The organism is Streptomyces sp. NPDC039480 (assembly GCF_055597165.1).
Map to the genome: position 1 here is coordinate 52,322 of NZ_JBVITX010000005.1, position 18,202 is coordinate 70,523.

25 protein-coding genes are annotated in these 18,202 nt (G+C 70.4%); 14 read left to right on the top strand and 11 right to left on the bottom strand.

Annotated elements, in window-relative coordinates:
* Positions 1–37: 37 nt before the first annotated feature.
* Together ACZ56E_RS17170 and ACZ56E_RS17175 are read left to right on the top strand one after the other, a co-directional pair.
* Positions 38–817: an AraC family transcriptional regulator gene (locus ACZ56E_RS17170; protein WP_471214924.1), complete on the top strand. Its 780-nt coding sequence runs from the start codon at positions 38–40 to the stop codon at positions 815–817.
* A 44-nt stretch (positions 818–861) separates the two neighbouring features.
* Positions 862–1,647, top strand: coding sequence for an isocitrate lyase/PEP mutase family protein (locus ACZ56E_RS17175; protein WP_471214925.1), 786 nt, complete (start codon positions 862–864; stop codon positions 1,645–1,647).
* A 43-nt stretch (positions 1,648–1,690) separates the two neighbouring features.
* On the opposite strand, the gene ACZ56E_RS17180 is transcribed toward ACZ56E_RS17175, so the two are convergent.
* Both ACZ56E_RS17180 and ACZ56E_RS17185 read right to left on the bottom strand, forming a co-directional pair.
* The gene (locus ACZ56E_RS17180; protein ID WP_471214927.1) at positions 1,691–1,888 is read right to left on the bottom strand and encodes a DUF397 domain-containing protein; all 198 of its coding nucleotides are present in this window, start codon (positions 1,886–1,888) and stop codon (positions 1,691–1,693) included.
* Positions 1,870–2,703 carry a helix-turn-helix domain-containing protein gene (locus tag ACZ56E_RS17185; protein ID WP_468600967.1) on the bottom strand — a complete coding sequence of 278 codons (834 nt, stop codon included), beginning with the start codon at positions 2,701–2,703 and terminating at the stop codon, positions 1,870–1,872. The genes ACZ56E_RS17180 and ACZ56E_RS17185 overlap by 19 nt, the downstream gene beginning before the upstream one ends.
* 115 nt (positions 2,704–2,818) lie before the next feature.
* Here ACZ56E_RS17185 and ACZ56E_RS17190 point away from each other — a divergent pair, with 115 nt between their 5' ends.
* Genes ACZ56E_RS17190 through ACZ56E_RS17220 form a run of 7 tightly spaced genes read left to right on the top strand, consistent with a single transcriptional unit; the run spans position 2,819 to position 5,836 of the window.
* Positions 2,819–3,043 (top strand): hypothetical protein, encoded by a 225-nt coding sequence (locus ACZ56E_RS17190; protein ID WP_468600966.1) that lies wholly within the window; start codon positions 2,819–2,821, stop codon positions 3,041–3,043.
* Positions 3,040–3,267: a hypothetical protein gene (locus ACZ56E_RS17195; protein WP_468600964.1), complete on the top strand. Its 228-nt coding sequence runs from the start codon at positions 3,040–3,042 to the stop codon at positions 3,265–3,267. Before ACZ56E_RS17190 ends, ACZ56E_RS17195 begins: the two co-directional genes overlap by 4 nt.
* A gap of 59 nt (positions 3,268–3,326) precedes the next feature.
* Positions 3,327–3,620, top strand: a complete 294-nt coding sequence (locus ACZ56E_RS17200; protein ID WP_468600962.1) for a type II toxin-antitoxin system Phd/YefM family antitoxin — start codon at positions 3,327–3,329, stop codon at positions 3,618–3,620.
* Positions 3,613–4,065, top strand: a complete 453-nt coding sequence (locus ACZ56E_RS17205; protein ID WP_471214929.1) for a PIN domain-containing protein — start codon at positions 3,613–3,615, stop codon at positions 4,063–4,065. The genes ACZ56E_RS17200 and ACZ56E_RS17205 overlap by 8 nt, the downstream gene beginning before the upstream one ends.
* Positions 4,066–4,092: 27 nt before the next feature.
* On the top strand, positions 4,093–4,224 hold the full coding sequence (locus ACZ56E_RS17210) for a hypothetical protein (protein WP_471214930.1): 132 nt from the start codon (positions 4,093–4,095) through the stop codon (positions 4,222–4,224).
* Positions 4,221–4,973 carry a DNA repair protein RecO gene (gene recO, locus ACZ56E_RS17215; RefSeq protein ID WP_468600958.1) on the top strand — a complete coding sequence of 251 codons (753 nt, stop codon included), beginning with the start codon at positions 4,221–4,223 and terminating at the stop codon, positions 4,971–4,973. Before ACZ56E_RS17210 ends, recO begins: the two co-directional genes overlap by 4 nt.
* A gap of 41 nt (positions 4,974–5,014) precedes the next feature.
* Positions 5,015–5,836, top strand: a complete 822-nt coding sequence (locus tag ACZ56E_RS17220; protein ID WP_471214931.1) for an isoprenyl transferase — start codon at positions 5,015–5,017, stop codon at positions 5,834–5,836.
* 67 nt (positions 5,837–5,903) lie between these two features.
* Here ACZ56E_RS17220 and ACZ56E_RS17225 read toward each other — a convergent pair whose 3' ends face one another.
* The 4 genes from ACZ56E_RS17225 to ACZ56E_RS17240 all read right to left on the bottom strand — a co-directional run bounded on the left by ACZ56E_RS17225 (position 5,904) and on the right by ACZ56E_RS17240 (position 9,094).
* A complete protein-coding gene (locus ACZ56E_RS17225) occupies positions 5,904–6,305 on the bottom strand; it encodes a Fur family transcriptional regulator (protein WP_362999757.1) in 402 nt (133 codons plus the stop codon).
* A gap of 71 nt (positions 6,306–6,376) precedes the next feature.
* Positions 6,377–7,267: a metal ABC transporter permease gene (locus tag ACZ56E_RS17230; RefSeq protein ID WP_468600954.1), complete on the bottom strand. Its 891-nt coding sequence runs from the start codon at positions 7,265–7,267 to the stop codon at positions 6,377–6,379.
* Between the two features lie 19 nt (positions 7,268–7,286).
* Positions 7,287–8,093 (bottom strand): metal ABC transporter ATP-binding protein, encoded by an 807-nt coding sequence (locus ACZ56E_RS17235; RefSeq protein WP_468715950.1) that lies wholly within the window; start codon positions 8,091–8,093, stop codon positions 7,287–7,289.
* Positions 8,094–8,122: 29 nt separating this feature from the next.
* Positions 8,123–9,094 carry a metal ABC transporter substrate-binding protein gene (locus ACZ56E_RS17240; protein ID WP_471214934.1) on the bottom strand — a complete coding sequence of 324 codons (972 nt, stop codon included), beginning with the start codon at positions 9,092–9,094 and terminating at the stop codon, positions 8,123–8,125.
* A gap of 165 nt (positions 9,095–9,259) precedes the next feature.
* Between ACZ56E_RS17240 and ACZ56E_RS17245 the strand changes: the two genes are divergently transcribed.
* Positions 9,260–10,642, top strand: a complete 1,383-nt coding sequence (locus tag ACZ56E_RS17245; protein WP_468600948.1) for a glycine--tRNA ligase — start codon at positions 9,260–9,262, stop codon at positions 10,640–10,642.
* A gap of 78 nt (positions 10,643–10,720) precedes the next feature.
* Positions 10,721–10,930 (top strand): hypothetical protein, encoded by a 210-nt coding sequence (locus ACZ56E_RS17250; protein ID WP_471214936.1) that lies wholly within the window; start codon positions 10,721–10,723, stop codon positions 10,928–10,930.
* Here the strand turns inward: ACZ56E_RS17250 and ACZ56E_RS17255 are convergent.
* Entirely contained in the window at positions 10,869–11,756 is an 888-nt protein-coding gene (locus tag ACZ56E_RS17255; protein WP_471214937.1) for a helix-turn-helix domain-containing protein, read from the bottom strand. The two genes, ACZ56E_RS17250 and ACZ56E_RS17255, sit on opposite strands and share 62 nt — an antisense overlap.
* Positions 11,757–11,834: 78 nt before the next feature.
* Between ACZ56E_RS17255 and ACZ56E_RS17260 the strand changes: the two genes are divergently transcribed.
* From ACZ56E_RS17260 to ACZ56E_RS17270, 3 genes are all read left to right on the top strand, one after another.
* Positions 11,835–12,260: a VOC family protein gene (locus ACZ56E_RS17260; RefSeq protein ID WP_471214939.1), complete on the top strand. Its 426-nt coding sequence runs from the start codon at positions 11,835–11,837 to the stop codon at positions 12,258–12,260.
* A 111-nt stretch (positions 12,261–12,371) separates the two neighbouring features.
* On the top strand, positions 12,372–13,022 hold the full coding sequence (locus tag ACZ56E_RS17265; RefSeq protein ID WP_471214941.1) for a class I SAM-dependent DNA methyltransferase: 651 nt from the start codon (positions 12,372–12,374) through the stop codon (positions 13,020–13,022).
* Between the two features lie 69 nt (positions 13,023–13,091).
* On the top strand, positions 13,092–13,424 hold the full coding sequence (locus ACZ56E_RS17270; RefSeq protein WP_471214942.1) for a hypothetical protein: 333 nt from the start codon (positions 13,092–13,094) through the stop codon (positions 13,422–13,424).
* 13 nt (positions 13,425–13,437) lie between these two features.
* Here ACZ56E_RS17270 and ACZ56E_RS17275 read toward each other — a convergent pair whose 3' ends face one another.
* From ACZ56E_RS17275 to ACZ56E_RS17290, 4 genes are all read right to left on the bottom strand, one after another.
* On the bottom strand, positions 13,438–14,025 hold the full coding sequence (locus tag ACZ56E_RS17275) for a TetR/AcrR family transcriptional regulator (protein WP_471214944.1): 588 nt from the start codon (positions 14,023–14,025) through the stop codon (positions 13,438–13,440).
* A gap of 24 nt (positions 14,026–14,049) precedes the next feature.
* Positions 14,050–15,066 (bottom strand): aldo/keto reductase, encoded by a 1,017-nt coding sequence (locus ACZ56E_RS17280; RefSeq protein WP_471214946.1) that lies wholly within the window; start codon positions 15,064–15,066, stop codon positions 14,050–14,052.
* Positions 15,067–15,156: 90 nt separating this feature from the next.
* Positions 15,157–16,632 carry an MFS transporter gene (locus tag ACZ56E_RS17285; protein ID WP_471214947.1) on the bottom strand — a complete coding sequence of 492 codons (1,476 nt, stop codon included), beginning with the start codon at positions 16,630–16,632 and terminating at the stop codon, positions 15,157–15,159.
* Positions 16,633–16,672: 40 nt separating this feature from the next.
* The gene (locus ACZ56E_RS17290; protein WP_471214949.1) at positions 16,673–18,136 is read right to left on the bottom strand and encodes an MFS transporter; all 1,464 of its coding nucleotides are present in this window, start codon (positions 18,134–18,136) and stop codon (positions 16,673–16,675) included.
* Positions 18,137–18,202: the final 66 nt, after the last annotated feature.

Here is an 18,202-nt window from a genome sequence, read left to right on the forward strand (position 1 = left end):
GCGCACAGGGTCCCACCACGGGCTAGGCTGCCGACCCATGTCGCGCAACGGACAGCCGGCACCCGACCTCCGGTCCCACGGCACCGCGCTCTTCATCGGCGACTTCCCCCTGCCTCGCGGCCACGCCCTCCCCACGCACCAGCACACCGAGCACCAACTCGCCTGGCCCGCGCGGGGGCTGCTGCGCATCCGTACCGGCCGCGGCTCCTGGCTGCTGCCGCCGTCCCTCGCCCTGTGGATCCCCGCGGGCCTGCCCCACGCGCCGGAGTCGGAGGGCGACGCACTGATGGGCAGCCTGTACCTGCCCCCCGCGCACTGCCCCGCCTCCACTTCCTGGCCGGAGCCGACGGTCCTGGCGGTCGGCCCCCTGCTCCGCGCGCTCCTCGACCACTTGGTGCGCGACGACCTGACGCACGAGGCCCGCGCCCGCGCGGAAGCGGTCCTCTTCGACACGCTGCACCCGGTGCCGGTGACGGACGTGTCCGCGCCCGAGCCGACGGACCCGAGGGCCCGCGAGGTCGCCCGGGCCCTGGTCGCCGACCCGGCGGATGGCCGCGCGCTGGCGTCCTGGGGCACCCAGGTCGGCGCGAGCGCCCGCACTCTGGCCCGCCTCTTCACCACCGAGACGGGCCTCGCCTTCGGCCAGTGGCGCCAACGCCTGCGTATGCGTGCCGCGATGCCCCTCCTGGCCGAGGGCCTCCCCCTGGAGGCGGTGGCCCGCCGCGTCGGCTACGCCTCCGCGAGCTCCTTCGCCGCGGCGTTCCACCACATCGTGGGCCTCACGCCTCGCCAGTACTTCCCCGTGCGGGAGGAGTGAGCGACGTACACCCGTGTACCGCTCCACCGCTCTACCGTCATGGCATGACACGTCGATACGAGGAATTCCGCGATCTGCACCGCGCCGGTGCGCCCCTGCTGCTGCCCAACGCCTGGGACCACGCGTCGGCCGCCGCGCTGGCCGCCGCCGGGTTTCGTGCGGTCGGCACGACCAGCCTGGGCGTGGCGGCCGCGGCGGGCCTGCCCGACGGGACGGGTGCCACCCGGGCGGAGACCGTCCGGCTGGCCCGCGGCCTGGCCCGCCTCGACGCGCTGATCAGCGTCGACATCGAGGGCGGCTTCAGCGACCGACCGGAGGAAGTGGCTTCTCTGGTCGCCGAGTTGGCGACGGCGGGAATCGTCGGCATCAACATCGAGGACGGCCGCGAGGACGGCACGCTACGGGACGTCACGCACCAGTGCGAGATCCTCCAGGCCGTACGGGAGTCCGTCGGCGGCCGGCTCTTCGTCAACGCCCGCACGGACACGTACTGGTTGCCGGGCGCGGGGAGGGCCCCGGAGACCGGGGAACGACTGGACGCCTACCGCAAGGCGGGCGCGGACGGGGTGTTCGTCCCGGGCCTCCGCGACCTGCCTCTCATCGCCGAGCTGACCTCGGCCCTCGAAGGCACCCCGCTCAACACCCTCCACGCCCCTGAGGGGCCGTCCCTGCCGGAACTCGCCGAGGCGGGCGTACGCAGGGTCAGCTGCGGGTCGCTGCTCTTCCGCGCGGCGCTGGGCGCGGCGGTGGCGGCGGCGCGGGACCTGTCGGTGAGCGGCGAGATCCCCTCGTACGCGGAGACGCAGGCGCTGTCCGAGGGCTTCGCCTGAGCTGCGGGCCGGTGGGGGCCGGCCGCGCAGTTCCCCGCGCCCCTCAAGGGGCGACCATCGCCACGAACACGGACCAGGCACCGGCGCCGATCACCAGGGCGGGCCCCTGCGGGACCTTGCTGTCCCGCACGGGGACGACCCCGGGGACCCCGTCGGCAACCTCGACGCAGTTGTCGCTTTCATCGCCGCTGCTGTAGCTGCTCTTGCGCCAAGGGGCAGTACTCAGGTCGTACTCGCGCATCGTCTGTAGTCCTCCGACACCGAATCGATCAGGTCCAGGGACGCCTCCGGCGACAATGCGACGGCCCTGAGCAGATCGTAGGACGCTTGTACTCGCTTCACCACTGACGGCTCATCAAGCAGGCTCGACGAATGCACGCCCTCGGTATAGACGGTTGGCGGAGCATCGTCGAATTCCATGAGCTTCATCATCTTGCCCATCCTTGGGTGCGCCCCGGCAGCGAAGGGGATCACCTGAAGCACCACCTTGCGTCCGCGCAACATCGAGCTGAGGTGGGTGAGCTGGCCGGCCATGGTGAGGGAGCCGCCGACAGGGATGAGCAGAGCGGTCTCGTGCACGATCACCCAATACACGGGGCGTGTAGCGTCCTTGAGTAGTGCCGTGCGGTCCATGCGCGCCTGGAGCAGCTCCTCGATGTACTCGTCCGTTGCGAACGGGTTGCTTGCTGTGAAGAGTCCCCGCGCGTACTCGGGAGTCTGCAACAACCCGGGGATCAGAGCCGGTTCGAACTCGTAGATCTTCGTCGCCAGCCGCTCCAGCTCCGCCGCGTGCGCGAAGTACTCCGTAAAAGGCTGATCCTTGATGAGCTTGCGCCACAACCGTTCGAAAAAGCCATCGGTTTGCAGCACCTCATCAATACGCTGCGCCACATCCAGCTGAGGTTTTCGAATGGCCTGCTCGAACTGGCCGATGTATCCCCCGGATACGAATACCCGTACCCCCAGTGCGGACTGGCTGAGCCCAGCCTCCTCGCGGCGTCGCTTCAGCTCCGCGCCGAAGAACTCCCAGGCCGCCTGCCGCGAACCATTGGCCATGGCCAACCGCCTTCCACTGCCCCGCAGTTGTAGAGGACAGACTGCTGCCGAGTGTAGGTGGCGTGCGTCACTGTGGGGGTGAGAAGAGTGAAATCCGAAGGCGAAGGGGAGCCACGTGAAGGCGGACGGAAAGCACCACGCAGTGGCATGTATCGAACAGGCGGAGGAAACCGTGAAGGAATTGCGCGCCGCGCTGACGCGAGCGGGAATTGTGTTGCCGTCCTTGGGGATCGACCCGGCGAGCATCGCCAGGGAATCCCCGTGTCCGCGGATCGAACTGGGAGGCTGTTCCGCCGACACGGCGGCCCGCCTCGCGGCCGCGCTGAGGAGCGCGCCATGAACGTGCCGGCGAACCTTCCGGTGGGCGCGTACGTCGTCGATACGCGCAGTGGCCGTGTGGGGCGGGTGATGGGCCACGAGGGTCCGTACGTCCAGCTGCGCCCCTACGGAGGGGGCCGCGAGTGGGACTGCGCCCCGGAGGCGATCCGCACGGCGACGACGGCGGAGCGGCTGCGCGCGGCGACGGCGTACGCGAACGCGCGAAGCCGGGGCGAGGTGCCCTGACGTGAGGGGGCAGGCCAGGGTGTAGAACGCGTAGTACGCACAAGTAGTACGCTGAATTCATGGCCGGAAACACTGGGAGCGGTAGCGACGTCCCTCTGCGCGAGCTCAACCAGCAGACGTCGCGCGTGATGGCCCGCGTCGAAGCGGGTGAGACGGTGACGATCACCAAGGACGGCGTGCCGATAGGGGACATCGTGCCGAGGGGTGGGCGCCTGGGGCAGCCTTCCTACCCGTTCCGCACCGATCCGATGGGTCCGCTCGATCTCCCGGACCTCGAAGGGCCGGCGCTCACGGACGACGAGATCGACGATGTCCTGCGCGGCATGGGCGGTATGGGGGCGGCGGGTGTCTGAGATCCCGGTGGCGATCGCGGACACGAACGCCCTGTACCGCCTCTTCACGCCGAAGGATCCGCGGCATGCGGCGCACAAGGAGGCGCTCGCCCGTGTCGGGTACCTGGTCGTCTCGCCCATGGTGCTCACGGAGCTCGACTACCTGTTGACCGAGCGGGTGGGGGCCCAGGCGTCCATGACGGCTCTGGACTTCATCGCCCGCCAAGCGGAGGCACGCCGCTTCGAGATCCCGGAGACGGCTCCTCACCTGCGCGGAGCCATGGCGGTCATGCGTGGGTACGGCGACGCGGCGGGCGGCAAGGGCGTCGGTCTGGCGGATGCCATGAACGTCACCCTCGCGGCGGCCTTCCACACCGCCGACATGCTGACCACGGACGCGCACTTCCGGATGATGCGCCCCCTGACCGCGCACCGGGCGTTCCGGTTGCTCCCCGACGACCTGTGAGGTCGATCCGTACGCGAGAATGACCCCATGAGTCTGTTCCGCGACGACGGCATCGTGCTGCGCACCCAGAAGCTGGGCGAAGCGGACCGCATCATGCTGCTGTCTCCCGGGGGGCGACCCCCGTACCCCCGGCCGGACACCCGAGGGGGCGCGCGATGAGTCTCTTCAGGGATGACGGGATCGTCCTGCGCACCCAGAAGCTGGGCGAAGCGGACCGCATCATCACCATACTTACCCGCGGGCACGGGCGCGTGCGTGCCGTCGCCCGCGGAGTGCGGCGGACCAAGTCCAAGTTCGGGGCCAGGCTCGAGCCGTTCTCGCACGTCGACGTGCAGTTCTTCGCGCGCGGAAGCGAGCTCGTCGGGCGCGGGCTGCCGCTCTGCACGCAGAGCGAGACCATCGCGCCGTACGGTAGCGGCATCGTCACCGACTACGCCCGCTACACCGCCGGTACGGCCATGCTGGAGACCGCCGAGCGGTTCACGGACCACGAGGGCGAGTCCGCGGTGCAGCAGTATCTGCTGCTCGTCGGCGCCCTGCGCGTCCTGTCGCGCGGCGAACACGCGCCCCACCTCGTCCTCGACGCCTTCCTGCTCCGCTCCCTCGCCGTGAACGGCTACGCGCCCAGCTTCACCGACTGCGCGAAGTGCGGCATGCCGGGCCCGAACCGTTTCTTCTCCGTCGCGGCGGGCGGCTCGATCTGCGTCGACTGCCGGGTGCCCGGCAGCGTCGTACCGTCGACGGAGACGCTCACGCTGCTCGGCGCGCTGCTCACCGGAGACTGGGAGACGGCGGACGCGTGCGAGGCGCGGCACGCCAGGGAGGGCAGCGGGCTTGTTTCCGCCTATCTGCACTGGCACCTGGAGCGCGGACTGCGTTCTTTGCGGTACGTAGAGAAAGGCACGTGAGCTCGTCGCGTGCGGAACAGCTAGGTAGGAGAGAGCCCCCCATGGCACGACGCGGAATCCTCGGACGGTCCCGCCGTGAGTATCAGCTGCCCGAGCCCCACCCCTCGGGCGCGCGACCGCCGAAGATCCCCGGTGAGCTGGTCCCGCAGCACGTGGCGATCGTCATGGACGGGAACGGGCGGTGGGCCAAGGACCGCGGCCTGCCGCGCACCGAGGGGCACAAGGTCGGCGCCGAGCGCGTCCTCGACGTGCTCCAGGGCAGCATCGAGATGGGCGTCGGCGCGATCTCGCTCTACGCCTTCTCCACGGAGAACTGGAAGCGGTCACCGGACGAGGTGAAGTTCCTGATGAACTTCAACCGCGACTTCATCCGCAAGACCCGCGACCAGCTCGACGACCTCGGCGTGCGGGTGCGCTGGGTCGGCCGGATGCCCAAGCTGTGGAAGTCGGTCGCCAGGGAGCTGGAGATCTCCCAGGAGCAGACCAAGGACAACGACAAGCTGACCCTGTACTTCTGCATGAACTACGGCGGCCGCGCCGAGATCGCCGACGCGGCCCTTGCCATCGCGGAGGACGTGAAGGCGGGCCGGCTCAACCCGGCCAAGGTCACCGAGAAGACCTTCGCGAAGTACCTGTACTACCCGGACATGCCGGACGTCGACCTCTTTCTCCGCCCGTCCGGCGAGCAGCGCACCTCCAACTACCTGCTCTGGCAGAGCGCCTACGCCGAGATGGTCTTCCAGGACGTCCTGTGGCCGGACTTCGACCGCCGCGACCTGTGGCGCGCCTGTCTCGAATACGCCTCCCGGGATCGCCGCTTCGGCGGCGCGATCCCCAATGAGGAGCAGATCGCGAACAGTTAGGCCCATGGACCGCGAAGGGGCCCGCACCGTCAGCGCGACGGTGCGGGCCCCTTCACCTACGTACGAACTACTTGCTCGCGCACTCCTGGCACGTACCGAAGATCTCCACCGTGTGCGCCACGTTCACGAAGCCGTGCTCCGCGGCGATCGCCTCGGCCCACTTCTCGACCGCGGGGCCCTCGACCTCGACGGCCTTGCCGCAGACGCGGCAGACCAGGTGATGGTGGTGGTCGCCGGTCGAGCAGCGGCGGTAGACCGTCTCTCCGTCGTTGGTGCGCAGGGCGTCGACCTCGCCGGCGTCCGCGAGGGACTGGAGGGTGCGGTAGACCGTGGTCAGACCGACCGAGTCGCCCTTGTGCTTGAGCATGTCGTGCAGCTCCTGGGCGCTGCGGAACTCGTCCACGTCGTCGAGTGCCGCGGCCACCGCCGCACGCTGGCGGGTCGACCTGCCTCGAACCGGGGCTCCCACGGTTGCCTCCTCGCGTCACGCTCTGGTCTGGGCCTTGCCGGGCCATTGTGCCAGGTCGGCCGGGAGCCGGGTCAGGCCTTGGCCACCGGCTGGGCCGGTACCGAGCACTCCGCGGGATCGCCGGCCGCCTCCGCGGCGGCCGCGGCCCGCGCCCTGCGCCTGGCCAGCGGCGTCGCGAGGACCGTCAGGGCGATGAAGACACCGATGGTGAGGAGCACGATCGTCGCGCCGGGCGGTACGTCCTGGTAGTACGAGGTGACGGTGCCGCCGAGCGTCACCGCGACGCCGATCGCCACCGAGACCGCGAAGGTCACCGCGAAGCTCTTGGTCAGCTGCTGCGCGGCCGCCACCGGCACCACCATCAGCGCGGAGACCAGGAGCAGGCCCACGACCCGCATGGCGACGGTGACCGTGACCGCGGCGGTGACGGCGGTGAGCAGGTTCAGGGCGCGCACCGGCAGGCCCGTGACGCGCGCGAACTCCTCGTCCTGGCTGACCGCGAAGAGCTGGCGGCGCAGCCCGACCGTGACGAGAACCACAAAGGCGGCGAGCAGGCAGATCGCCGAGACGTCCTCCTCGGAGACCGTCGAGAGCGAGCCGAAGAGGTACGACTGGAGGTTCGCGTTCGAGCCGCCGGGGGCGAGGTTGATGAACATGACGCCGCCCGCCATGCCGCCGTAGAAGAGCATCGCCAGGGCGATGTCGCCGCGCGTCTTGCCGTACCAGCGGATCAGCTCCATGACGACGGCGCCGACGATCGCGACCGCCGTCGCCATCCACACGGGCGAGGTCGAGAGCAGGAAGCCGAGGCCGACGCCCGTCATCGCCACGTGGCCGATGCCGTCGCCCATCAGGGCCTGGCGGCGCTGGACGAGGTAGATGCCGACGGCGGGCGCGGTGATGCCGACGAGGACGGCGGCGAGCAGCGCCCGCTGCATGAAGGCGTAGTTGAGGAGTTCCATGGTTGTTGCTCGCCCTCGGTCAGGTCAGCAGGCCGGTACGGACCGGTTCCGCGTCGGCGGTGTGCGGGTGGACGTGGTCGTGGCCGGGCAGGGCGTGCTGGCCCACGGCGCGCGGGGGCGGGCCGTCGTGCATCACGCAGCCGTCGCGCAGCACCACGGCGCGGTCGATCAGCGGCTCCAGGGGGCCGAGCTCGTGCAGGACGAGGAGGACGGAGGTGCCGGCCGCGACCTGCTGGCGCAGGGTGGCCGCGAGGACCTCCTGGCTCGCGAGGTCGACGCCCGCCATCGGCTCGTCCATGATCAGCAGCTCCGGCTCGGAGGCCAGCGCGCGGGCGATGAGGACCCGCTGGTGCTGGCCGCCGGAGAGCGCGTTGACGGAGTCCTTGGCGCGGTCGGTGAGGCCCACCAGGTCGATGGCGCGGGCGACGGCCTCGCGGTCGGCCTTGCGCAGGATGCCGAGGCGGGCGCGGGAGAGCCGCCCGGAGGCGACGACCTCGGTGATGGTGGCGGGCACGCCGCCCGCGGCGGTGGTGCGCTGCGGGACGTACCCGACGCGGGCCCAGTCGCGGAAGCGGCGGCGCGGGGTGCCGAAGATCTCGACGTCGCCGCCGGTCACGGGGACCTGCCCGATGACCGTGCGGACGGCGGTGGACTTGCCCGAGCCGTTGGCGCCGAGCAGGGCGACGACCTCGCCGCGGCGCACGGTGAGGTCGATGCCGCGCAGCACGGGGCGCGAGCCGAGCTCGGCCGTCACCTTGCGCAGGGATATGACGGCTTCGCCGCTGCCTTCGCTGCTGCCTTCACCGGTGCCGGCGTTCTTGCTCATGGCTCGTGCCTCCGTAACCGCAGGGGGTGTCACTTGGCGCCCAGGGCCTTCTGCAGGGCCTTGAGGTTGGACTCCATGACCTGGATGTAGTCGTCGCCCTTGGAGTCGTCGGTGATGCCCTCGACGGGGTCGAGCACATCGGTCTTCAGGCCGGTGTCCTTGGCGAGGGTCTTCGCCGTCCGGTCGCTGACGAGCGTCTCGTAGAAGACCGTGGTGACGCCGTCGTCCTTCGCCATCTTCTGGAGTTCCCTGACGCGCTTGCCGCTGGGCTCGCCCTCGGGGTCGAGGCCGCTGATGGCCTCCTCGGTGAGGCCGTAGCGCTCGGCGAGGTAGCCGAAGGCGGCGTGGGTGGTGATGAAGACCTTGTTCTTGGTGTTCTTCAAGCCGTTCTCGAAGGACTTGTCCAGGCCGTCGAGGTTCTTCACGAGCTTCGCGGTGTTCTTCTTGTACGTCGCCGCGTTGTCCGGGTCGGCCTTCTGCAGGGCCTTGCCGACGCCCTCGGCGACCTCGGCGTACTTCACCGGGTCGAGCCAGATGTGGGGGTCGGCGCCTTCGTGGGAGTGGCCGTGGCCGTGGCCCTCGTGGCCCTCCTCCTCGTGCTCGTCGGCGTGCCCGCCGACCTCGGTGCCGTGCTTCTCCGTGCTGGTCAGCGAGGCGGCGTCGACCTTCGTCTCGATGCCGGACTGGTCGATCGCGTCGTCGACGGCGGGCTGCAGGCCCTTCAGATACAGGGCGACGTCCGAGTCCTCGAGCTCACCGCGCTGCTTGGCGGAGACGTCGAGGTCGTGCGGCTCCTGGCCGGGCTCGGTGAGCGTGGTGACGGAGACATGGTCGCCGCCTATCTGCTCCGCGAGGTACTGCATGGGGTAGAACGACGCCACGACGTCCAGCTTGCCGTCCTTGTCGTCCGCGGCGGAGGTCGAGCAGGCGGTCAGCGCCGTGAGGCCGAGGACCGTGGCGGAGGCAAGGGCGGCGGTGGGTATCAGGCGTCGTACGTTCATGACACTCATTTTCAACAAATGTGGAAACGATTGTCAACAAGGGGTCCTCGGGAGCGCTCGCCGGTAACCGATTTGATTAGGGGGGTCCGGCCGCCGGTAACCTGAAGCATTCGCTCCCGAAGCGTGTGAACCCGCTTCGTCCGCCGTCGTAATGAAGAGAGCACCGTGGCCGCCGACAAGATCGACACCATCGTCAGCCTCAGCAAGCGCCGTGGCTTCGTTTTCCCCTGCAGTGAGATCTACGGCGGTCAGCGCGCCGCCTGGGACTACGGACCGCTGGGCGTCGAGCTGAAGGAGAACCTCAAGCGCCAGTGGTGGCGCTACATGGTCACCTCGCGCGAGGACGTTGTCGGTATCGACTCGTCGGTGATCCTGGCCAGCGAGGTCTGGCAGGCCTCCGGCCACGTCGCGACCTTCTCCGACCCGCTCACCGAGTGCCTCTCCTGTCACAAGCGCCACCGCGCCGACCACCTGGAAGAGGCTTACGAGGCCAAGCACAACCGCCCGCCGGCCAACGGCCTCGCGGACATCAACTGCCCCCACTGCGGCACCAAGGGCCAGTTCACCGAGCCCAAGCAGTTCTCCGGCATGCTCGCCACGCACCTCGGCCCCACGCAGGACAGCGGCTCCGTCGCCTATCTGCGCCCCGAGACCGCGCAGGGCATCTTCACCAACTTCGGCCAGGTCCAGCAGACCTCGCGCCGCAAGCCGCCCTTCGGCATCGCGCAGATGGGCAAGTCCTTCCGCAACGAGATCACGCCCGGCAACTTCATCTTCCGCACCCGCGAGTTCGAGCAGATGGAGATGGAGTTCTTCGTCAAGCCGGGCGAGGACGAGAAGTGGCAGGAGTACTGGATGGAGCAGCGCTGGAACTGGTACACCGGCCTGGGCCTGCGCGAGGAGAACATGCGGTGGTACGAGCACCCGAAGGAGAAGCTCTCCCACTACTCCAAGCGCACCGCTGACATCGAGTACCGCTTCCAGTTCGGCGGCAGCGAGTGGGGCGAGCTGGAAGGCGTCGCCAACCGCACGGACTACGACCTGACCGCGCACTCCAAGGCCTCCGGCCAGGACCTGTCGTACTTCGACCAGGAGGCCGGCGAGCGCTGGACTCCGTACGTCATCGAGCCCGCGGCCGGCGTCGGCCGCACGATGCTCGCGTTCCTCCTCGACTCCTACATCGAGGACGAGGCCCCGAACGCCAAGGGCAAGCTGGAGAAGCGGACGGTCATGCGCTTCGACCACCGCATCGCCCCGGTGAAGGTCGCGGTCCTGCCCCTTTCGAGGAACCCGGAGCTCTCCCCGAAGGCCAAGGGCCTGGCGACCGCCCTGCGGCAGAACTGGAACATCGAGTTCGACGACGCGGGCGCCATCGGCCGCCGCTACCGCCGCCAGGACGAGATCGGCACGCCGTACTGCGTGACGGTCGACTTCGACACCCTCGACGACAACGCGGTGACGGTGCGCGAGCGCGACACCATGAAGCAGGAGCGCGTGTCCCTCGACCAGATCGAGGGCTACCTCGCGACGCGTCTCGTGGGCTGCTGACGCATCGACCGACATCGGTTGTGGGAAGCCCCCGGTTCCGGGTTATGGAACCGGGGGCTTCCGTGCACACTGAGGCGCATGCCTACGCCCACGACGACGAGCAGGGTCAGACGATGGGACCAGCACGGGCGGGAGCACGTGGTCGAGGTCCAGAAGGCGGGCGTGCAGCGGCAGTTGTGCTGCGTGACCTGCGGGTGGCGCAGGAAGGCGCAGTTCCTGCCGTGGCTCAAGGCCGAGGAGCACCTGACGCGGGAGCATCAGGCGACGGTGGACCCGTCGGCGTCGTAGGTGCGGTAGCTGCCGTAGGCGTCATGGGTGTCATCACGAGGATGGTGATGTCCTGTGGCTGCGGGGTGAGGAGCAGATTCATGCCGTACGGGCGTGGGGTGCGGTCCCCGGGTGATGTGATCTCGACGGTCCGCGAGGCGAAGTCCCCCACCGAACGGCAGGCCCACCAGGCGTCCAGGCCGGGCTGAGCGTCCCGCAGCCGGTCGGTGAGGCGCCGGAAGTCCTCACCCTCGGGGTGACGGTCCGCGCGGGTGCGAAGGTGCCGGTAGAGGTCCATGGCGACGGGCTGCCAGTCGGGCAGTACGTGCTGGTGCCGTTCGTCACCGACGAGGAGGAGCAGCAGATTGCGCTGCTCTTCGGGGAGTTCGGCGGGATCGGGCCATACGTCGGCGTACGCGCGGTTCCAGGCGAGGATGTCGTGGGCGGGGCCGAGGAGCAGCGCGGGGCTGCCGACCCAACTGTCGAGCATGGCGCGGAGATTGGGATCGTACGAGGCACGCGGGTCCGCCGTAGGGCCGGGCGCGAACCCGGCGAGGGCGAGGGCGTGCCGGTGGGAGGCGTCGTCGAGGCGCAGGGCGCGGGCGACGGCGTCGAGCACCTGCCGGGAGGTGTCCACGCGCCCCTGCTCCAGCCAGGTGTACCAGGCGACGGAGACGCCGGAGAGCGCGGCGACCTCCTCGCGGCGCAGCCCGGGGGTGCGGCGGCGCGCGGTGTGCGGCAGGCCGACGTCACCGGGGGAGAGCAGCTCGCGGTGGGCGCGCAGGAACCCGCCAAGTTCCGTGCCGAGGCGCTTGGTTGCCGTGGTGGTCGCCGTCGTGGTCGCCATGTGCCCAGCGTATGACCTGGAGTCACCCCCATGAACGCCTGTCTGGCTGCGCTGCCCGCCGACCCCGAGGCTGAACCCATGACGGAAACTCCCACCATGTGGCGCCACCGCAACGACTCATCCGACCTCGCCGCGCCCCGCCCCTTCATCCGCGTCTACACGGCCCCCGGCACGCTGGACGAGTTGGCGGCGTCCTACGAACGCCTGCTCGGCACGGAACGGGACATGTGGTTCACGTACCCCGAGAAGGGGCTGAACCTGGCGGTGGTCGGAGCGTTTCTCCTGATCGAGGGCACCGAGGAAACGCTGGCCCCCTTCCGCGCCGTTGACGGCACGCTGCTCGTGGACTCGGCGGAGGCGTACCTGACCCGCTTGGCAGCGGAAGGCGCGGAGATCACGGACCCCCTGATCAAGGTCCCCACGGGCTCGGGCTTCACAGCTCGCCACCGCGACGGCACGGTCATCGAATACGTGGAACACAGGCCGACGGAGGAGGGCCTGTAGGAGCAGCTGGGGGGGCGGGGTACGGGCGCACCAGAGGACGCGTACCAGAGAACGCGTACCGGAGGACACCCCCGCCCCCCCACTGTCAGAGGCACCCCTTAGGGTCCGCCCGTGACTACTTCACCCACTCCTCCTCCGACCCACCTCGCCGAGACGGCGAACGCCTACGACGCCATCGCCACCGTGTACGCGGGGATGCCCCGCGACGACCTCCGCAGCCCGTCCCTGGACCACGCGATGCTGACGGCGTTCGCCGGCCACGTGCGGGCGGACGGCGCGGGCCCCGTCGCGGAGTTGGGCTGCGGCCCCGGCCCGGTGACGGCCCTGCTGCACGACCTTGGCCTGGACGTCCTCGGCATCGACCTGTCCCCGGCGATGATCGACCTGGCCCGCGAGACCTACCCGGACATCCGGTTCGAGGTCGGCTCCATGGACGCCCTCGCCCTGCCCGACGGCGAGCTGAGCGGGGTGGTCTCCTGGTATTCACTGATCCACGCCGCGGAGCGGGATGTGGCCGCGTACCTGACCGAGTTCCACCGCGTCCTAGCCCCCGACGGCCACCTCCTGCTCGCCTTCTTCGAGTCGTCGGGCGACCCGCTCACCCCCTTCGACCACAAGGTGACAACGGCATACCGCTGGCCGATCGACGCCCTGAAGGACCTCACCCACAAGGCAGGCTTCACCGAACTGGCCCGCCTGCTCCGCGAGCCGGTCGAGGGCGAACGCTTCCGACGGGGGACTCTGCTGCTGCGCAAGGGGTGAGATCTAGGCTGAACTGACGGTGTCGAGTACCGAACGGACCGGACGAACCTGAAGGAGTGTGTCCCCGTCGTGAGCAAGGACTGGGAAGTTGATGTTCAGTTGCTGCTGGATGTCTCCGACGACGAGTGGGCGGTTCTTCAGGAGGGGATGCTCGCCGAGATGGTGAGCGAGCCGGAGTACGAGTTCGTGCCGACGGCCACCTCCCATGGATACGCCGGTGACTTCTTCTCGGTCGGGGCCACGTTGCAGGTCAAGGCCGAGATGCCCGGTGAGGCGGCCGATGTCGCTGTTGCCGCTGTGCGGCGTGCTCTCCGGGGTGCTGGAGGAGGGCCGGACAACGGTGTCGTGGAGATCATCGTGCGGCAGGGTGGGGTGGATCCTCGGCTGCTGGGGCGCCGGTAGCCGGTAGTCGGCGTCAGGGGCGCAGGCCGCGCAGGGTCAGGTCGAGGACCGCTGTGAAGGCGTTCTCGATGCCTGGGCGGGACCAGTGTGCGGCGTAGGCGGGGTCGTGGAAGCGGCTTGTCGCGTCGAAGACCGCGCGGGCCGAGACGGCGGGGGCGGGGGACGCGAAGTCGCCCCGCTCCACGCCCTCTTGGATGATCGTCGTGAGCTGGGACGTGAGGTCGGCGATGTGGTCGTCGACCACGTCGCTGTTCTCGTCGACCAACACCGAGTACGTGGCGAAGAGTTCGGGGTCGTCGCCGGCCTTGTGCTGCTTGGCGTCGAAGAGGGCCGCCAGCCAGTGGCGGAGCTTCGCCTCGGGGGCCTCCGTGCCGGTGACGATCCCGGAGAGCGTCTCCGACGTACGGTCCAGCCAGCGCCGCGTCACCGCGCCGCGCAGCTCCGCCTTCGTACGGAAGTGGCGGTACACGGTGCCGTGGCTCACCCCGAGGGCGCGGGCCACGTCGACGACCGTGGCCCTGGCCGCGCCGTGCCTGCGCAGCACCTCCTCGGTCGCTTCGAGGATGCGCTCGGGGGTCAGGGGAGCCGCGGTTGCTGCCATGGCTAGACCGTACCCGGGGACGGATCAGTGCTCGCTGTCGAGGTGTGCCATCTGCGCGTCCGGGTAGCGTGCGCCCGCCGCCGCGTCCGCGGGGACGGCCGCTTCGATCGCCGCCAGGTCCGCGGCGTCGAGCGTCACGTCCAGGGCCGCCAGCGCCTCGTCAAGCCGGGTGCGCGTACGGGCGCCCACCAGCGGCACGATCGACGCCCCGTGCCGCGGGCCCTGCGCGAGCACCCAGGCGATCGCGGTCTGCGCGACGCTCACGCCCTTCTGGTCGGCGATCTTCCGCAGGGCGTCGACCAGGTCGAGGTTGCGGTCGAGGTTCTCGCCCTGGAAGCGGGGGCTCATCGCGCGGAAGTCGTTCGCGGCCAGCTTGCGGTCGCGGGTGAAGTGGCCGGAGATCAGGCCGCGGGAGAGCACCCCGTACGCCGTCACGCCGATGCCCAGTTCCGCGGCCGTCGGCAGGATCTCGGACTCGATACCGCGCGAGATCAGGGAGTACTCGATCTGGAGGTCCGAAATGGGGGCCGTGGCCGCCGCCCGGCGGATCGTCGCGGCGCCGACCTCGGAGAGGCCGATGTGCCGTACGTACCCCTTCTCGACCAGCTCCGCGATGGCGCCCACCGTCTCCTCGACCGGGACGTCCGGGTCTATGCGGGCGATGCGGTAGACGTCGATGTGGTCGACGCCGAGGCGCTGGAGGGAGTAGGCGGCGAAGTTCTTGACCGCTGACGGGCGGCCGTCGTAGCCCGACCAGCCGCCGTCCGGGTCGCGCAGGGCGCCGAACTTGACGCTGGTGAGGGCCTGCTCGCGGTGGGCGGCGGGGGCCGTGCGCAGGGCCTCGCCGATCAGGAGTTCGTTGTGCCCCATGGCGTAGAAGTCGCCGGTGTCCAGGAGGGTCACGCCCGCTTCGAGCGCCGCGTGGATGGTCGCGATGGACTCCGTGCGGTCCGCATCTCCGTAGAGCGCGGACATGCCCATGCAGCCGAGGCCGAGGGCGGAGGTACGGGGGCCGGTCGTGCCGAGAGTGAGAGTACGCATGCGTCCACCATGACATGACAGATGACAGAATTCAATATCTGTCATCTGTCATTCACGGGTTGCCATCCCTTGTGCGTCAGCTGTCGTGCGTCAGCTGTCATGTGTCAGTGGCTGGGGCGTAGTCGTCTCCTCCTCCAGTCGCTCCGCCGTCCTCCGCGCCGACTCCCGCGCCCACCGCCCGCTCGTCACCGCGCCGAGCACCAGCACCGCGAGGCCGCAGCCCGCGAGGATCCACCAGGCCGGACGGCTCGCCTCCGTGAAGTCCTCCGCGTACGAAGAAGACGCGACGCCCGACGCCAGGACCGCGCCGATCACCGCGACGCCGAGGGTCGTGCCGATCTGGCGGCTGGTGGAGGCGACCGCTGCGGCGACGCCCGCCTGGGCGCGCGGCATCCCGGAGACGGCCGTGTTGGTGATCGGCGCGTTCACGAAGCCGAATCCGAGGCCGAAGAGGAGGTAGCCGAGCAGGCGCGGTCCGCCCGTGTTCTCCGCCTCGAACGCGGCGAAGAGGATGCCCGACGCCGTCATCGTCACCCCCGCGATCAGCAGCGGGACGCGCGGGCCGCGGCTGCCCACCAGGCGGCCCGACAGCGGACCGAAGACCAGCGCCATGGCGGCGATCGGCAGCATCCACAGCCCGGCGTGCAGGGCGTCGAGGCCGCGTACGTCCTGGAGGTAGAGCGTCGACAGGAAGAGGAAGCCGCTGAGCGACGCGAACGCGCAGACCGCGATCGCCGTCGCGCCGCTGAACGGCGCCGACCGGAAGAAGCGCAGGTCGATGAGGGGCTCGGCGCGGCGCGGCTCGTACCGGAGCAGTCCGGCGAGGCCGAGCGCCGCGACGGCCGCGGAGCCGAGGATCAGCGGTGACGTCCAGCCGGCGCGCGGCGCCTCGATGATCGCGAACGTCAGCGCGCCGAGCAGCGCGATCACGAGGAGCTGGCCGACCGGGTCCGGGCGGCGTGGCTTCGGGGCGCGCGACTCGGGGACGTACCGCACGGTCAGGAGGAGCGCGGCGAGGCCCACCGGCAGGTTGACCAGGAAGATCGAGCGCCAGCCGACCGTGTCCACGAGCACCCCGCCGACCAGCGGGCCCGCCGCCATGGAGATGCCCGCGACGCCGCCCCAGACGCCGATGGCGCGGGCCCGCTCGCGCGGGTCGGTGAACGTGTTGGTGATGATCGACATCGCGACCGGGTTGAGCATGGAGCCGCCGACGGCCTGCACCGTGCGGAAGGCCACGAGGAGTTCGAGGCTGGGCGCGAGCGAGCAGAGCGCCGAGCCGAGGGTGAAGACGACCAGGCCCGTCACGAAGATCTTGCGGCGGCCGATCCGGTCGGCGGTCGAGCCCGCGAGCATGAGGAGCGAGGCAAGGACGAGCGTGTACGCGTCGACCGTCCACTGCATGCCCGAGACGCTCGCGTCGAACTCCTTCTGGAGGGTGGGCAGCGCGACGTTCAGGACGGTGTTGTCGAGGGTGACGATGAGCAGGCTGGTACAGCAGATCGCGAGGACGAGGGTCCGTCGGCGGTGGGGGAGTTCGACGTGGGGGTGTGGTTCAGCGGGCATCTTTCGACGGTACGACGAGGGGCTCGGGCTGCCCCGGCTGTCAGGCCGACCGGTGCGGCAGCCGCAGGCTCAGCAGTGCCAGGCCGAGCAGCCCCACCAGCTGTACCCCGAGAGCCGTCACGAAGGCGTTCCGTACGCCGAGGTCGGGGATCAGCGCCAGGAAGAGCGAGCCGATCGTCGCCACGCCCACGGCCAGGCACGACTGCTGCACGGTCGCGGCGAGGCCGCTGCCCGCGCCCGCCCGCGCGGCGGGTACGGCAGCGAGCGCGACGCGGTAGTAGAGGGCGAGCTGGACGCCCTGTCCGGCGCCGCACAGGAGCAGCCCGGGAGCGAGGGCCAACGGGTTCAGGCCGGGCCACGGAGCCCACAGCACCGTCGCCGCGAGCACCGCGAGACCCGTGACGTGCACCAGGGCGGCCCGGGTCATCGCGCGGGGTCCCCAGCGGCGCATCAGGCGCGGCACGAGCATCGACGCCGGGATCTGTGTGAGGCCCATCGGGATCACGGTCAGGCCCGCCGTCAGCGCCCCGTAACCCAGCCCCTGCTGAAGGATGATCGCGAAGCCGAACATGAAGCCGCTGAAGCCGATGAAGATCGGCAGGCCCAGGACCAGGCTCCTGCGCACGGCGGGCTCGCGCAGCAGCGACGGCGGCAGCAGCGGACTGCCGCCGGTGCGCTCGGCGCGGCTCTCCACGGCCCCGAACGCCCAGCCGAGCAGCGGCGCCGCGACCAGCAGGAGCACCGACCACAGCGGCCAGCCCGTCGCGCGCCCCTCCGTCAGGGGCAGCAGGAGCGCGGTCAGCGCGCCGGCGAACAGGACGGTGCCGAGGACATCGCCCCGTACGGGCCGCTCGGCGCGGCTGTCCGGCACCGCCCGCACCCCGACGAGCAGAGCGACCACGGCGACCGGCACGTTGACGAGGAACACCGCGCGCCAGCCCGTGCCGCCCAGGTCCGCGGCGACCAGGGCGCCGCCGAGCGCCTGCCCGAGCAGACCCGCGACACCGCTCACGGCGCCGTACAGCGCGACGGTCCTGGACCGCCGCTCGCCCCGCGTCGTCGCGTGGATCGTGCCGAGGACCTGCGGCAGCATCAGCGCGGACGCGGCGCCCTGCGCCACGCGCGCCCCCACCAGCCACCACGCGCCGGGCGCGAGCCCGCAGGCCAGCGAGGTCAGGCCGAAGGCGGCCACGCCCCACAGGAAGAGCTTCCTGCGCCCGTACGTGTCCCCGAGCCGGCCGCCGAGGACGAGCAGTACGGCGTACGCCACCGCGTAACCCGCGACGACCATCTCCAGCGTGGCGGGGGAGGCGTGCAGATCGCGTTCGATGCTGGGCAGGGCGATGTTGACGATGAAGAAATCGATGCTGGAGAGGGAGGCGCCGAGGAGGACGGTGAGGAGGCCGAGGGAGGTCAGGGGCGCGGGCGCCGGGGGATCGGCCGCGCCGGTGGCGGGAGACGTATCGGGGGCGGGGGACGTGTCGGTTTCGGTCGTGAGAGTCACGGATACGACGATGTTCCGGCGCCCAGAGGGGTACCAGAGTGTCCTTGTCCTGGTACCGGGCGAACC

Bases quoted from the DNA above. Each gene is read 5' to 3' on its own strand.
- ACZ56E_RS17170 (WP_471214924.1), top strand. From the start codon at position 38: ATGTCGCGCAACGGACAGCCGGCACCCGACCTCCGGTCCCACGGCACC.
- ACZ56E_RS17175 (WP_471214925.1), top strand. From the start codon at position 862: ATGACACGTCGATACGAGGAATTCCGCGATCTGCACCGCGCCGGTGCG.
- ACZ56E_RS17180 (WP_471214927.1), bottom strand. From the start codon at position 1,888: ATGCGCGAGTACGACCTGAGTACTGCCCCTTGGCGCAAGAGCAGCTAC.
- ACZ56E_RS17185 (WP_468600967.1), bottom strand. From the start codon at position 2,703: ATGGCCAATGGTTCGCGGCAGGCGGCCTGGGAGTTCTTCGGCGCGGAG.
- ACZ56E_RS17195 (WP_468600964.1), top strand. From the start codon at position 3,040: ATGAACGTGCCGGCGAACCTTCCGGTGGGCGCGTACGTCGTCGATACG.
- ACZ56E_RS17200 (WP_468600962.1), top strand. From the start codon at position 3,327: ATGGCCGGAAACACTGGGAGCGGTAGCGACGTCCCTCTGCGCGAGCTC.
- ACZ56E_RS17210 (WP_471214930.1), top strand. From the start codon at position 4,093: ATGAGTCTGTTCCGCGACGACGGCATCGTGCTGCGCACCCAGAAGCTG.
- recO (WP_468600958.1), top strand. From the start codon at position 4,221: ATGAGTCTCTTCAGGGATGACGGGATCGTCCTGCGCACCCAGAAGCTG.
- ACZ56E_RS17220 (WP_471214931.1), top strand. From the start codon at position 5,015: ATGGCACGACGCGGAATCCTCGGACGGTCCCGCCGTGAGTATCAGCTG.
- ACZ56E_RS17230 (WP_468600954.1), bottom strand. From the start codon at position 7,267: ATGGAACTCCTCAACTACGCCTTCATGCAGCGGGCGCTGCTCGCCGCC.
- ACZ56E_RS17235 (WP_468715950.1), bottom strand. From the start codon at position 8,093: ATGAGCAAGAACGCCGGCACCGGTGAAGGCAGCAGCGAAGGCAGCGGC.
- ACZ56E_RS17240 (WP_471214934.1), bottom strand. From the start codon at position 9,094: ATGAACGTACGACGCCTGATACCCACCGCCGCCCTTGCCTCCGCCACG.
- ACZ56E_RS17250 (WP_471214936.1), top strand. From the start codon at position 10,721: ATGCCTACGCCCACGACGACGAGCAGGGTCAGACGATGGGACCAGCAC.
- ACZ56E_RS17255 (WP_471214937.1), bottom strand. From the start codon at position 11,756: ATGGCGACCACGACGGCGACCACCACGGCAACCAAGCGCCTCGGCACG.
- ACZ56E_RS17260 (WP_471214939.1), top strand. From the start codon at position 11,835: ATGACGGAAACTCCCACCATGTGGCGCCACCGCAACGACTCATCCGAC.
- ACZ56E_RS17275 (WP_471214944.1), bottom strand. From the start codon at position 14,025: ATGGCAGCAACCGCGGCTCCCCTGACCCCCGAGCGCATCCTCGAAGCG.
- ACZ56E_RS17280 (WP_471214946.1), bottom strand. From the start codon at position 15,066: ATGCGTACTCTCACTCTCGGCACGACCGGCCCCCGTACCTCCGCCCTC.
- ACZ56E_RS17285 (WP_471214947.1), bottom strand. From the start codon at position 16,632: ATGCCCGCTGAACCACACCCCCACGTCGAACTCCCCCACCGCCGACGG.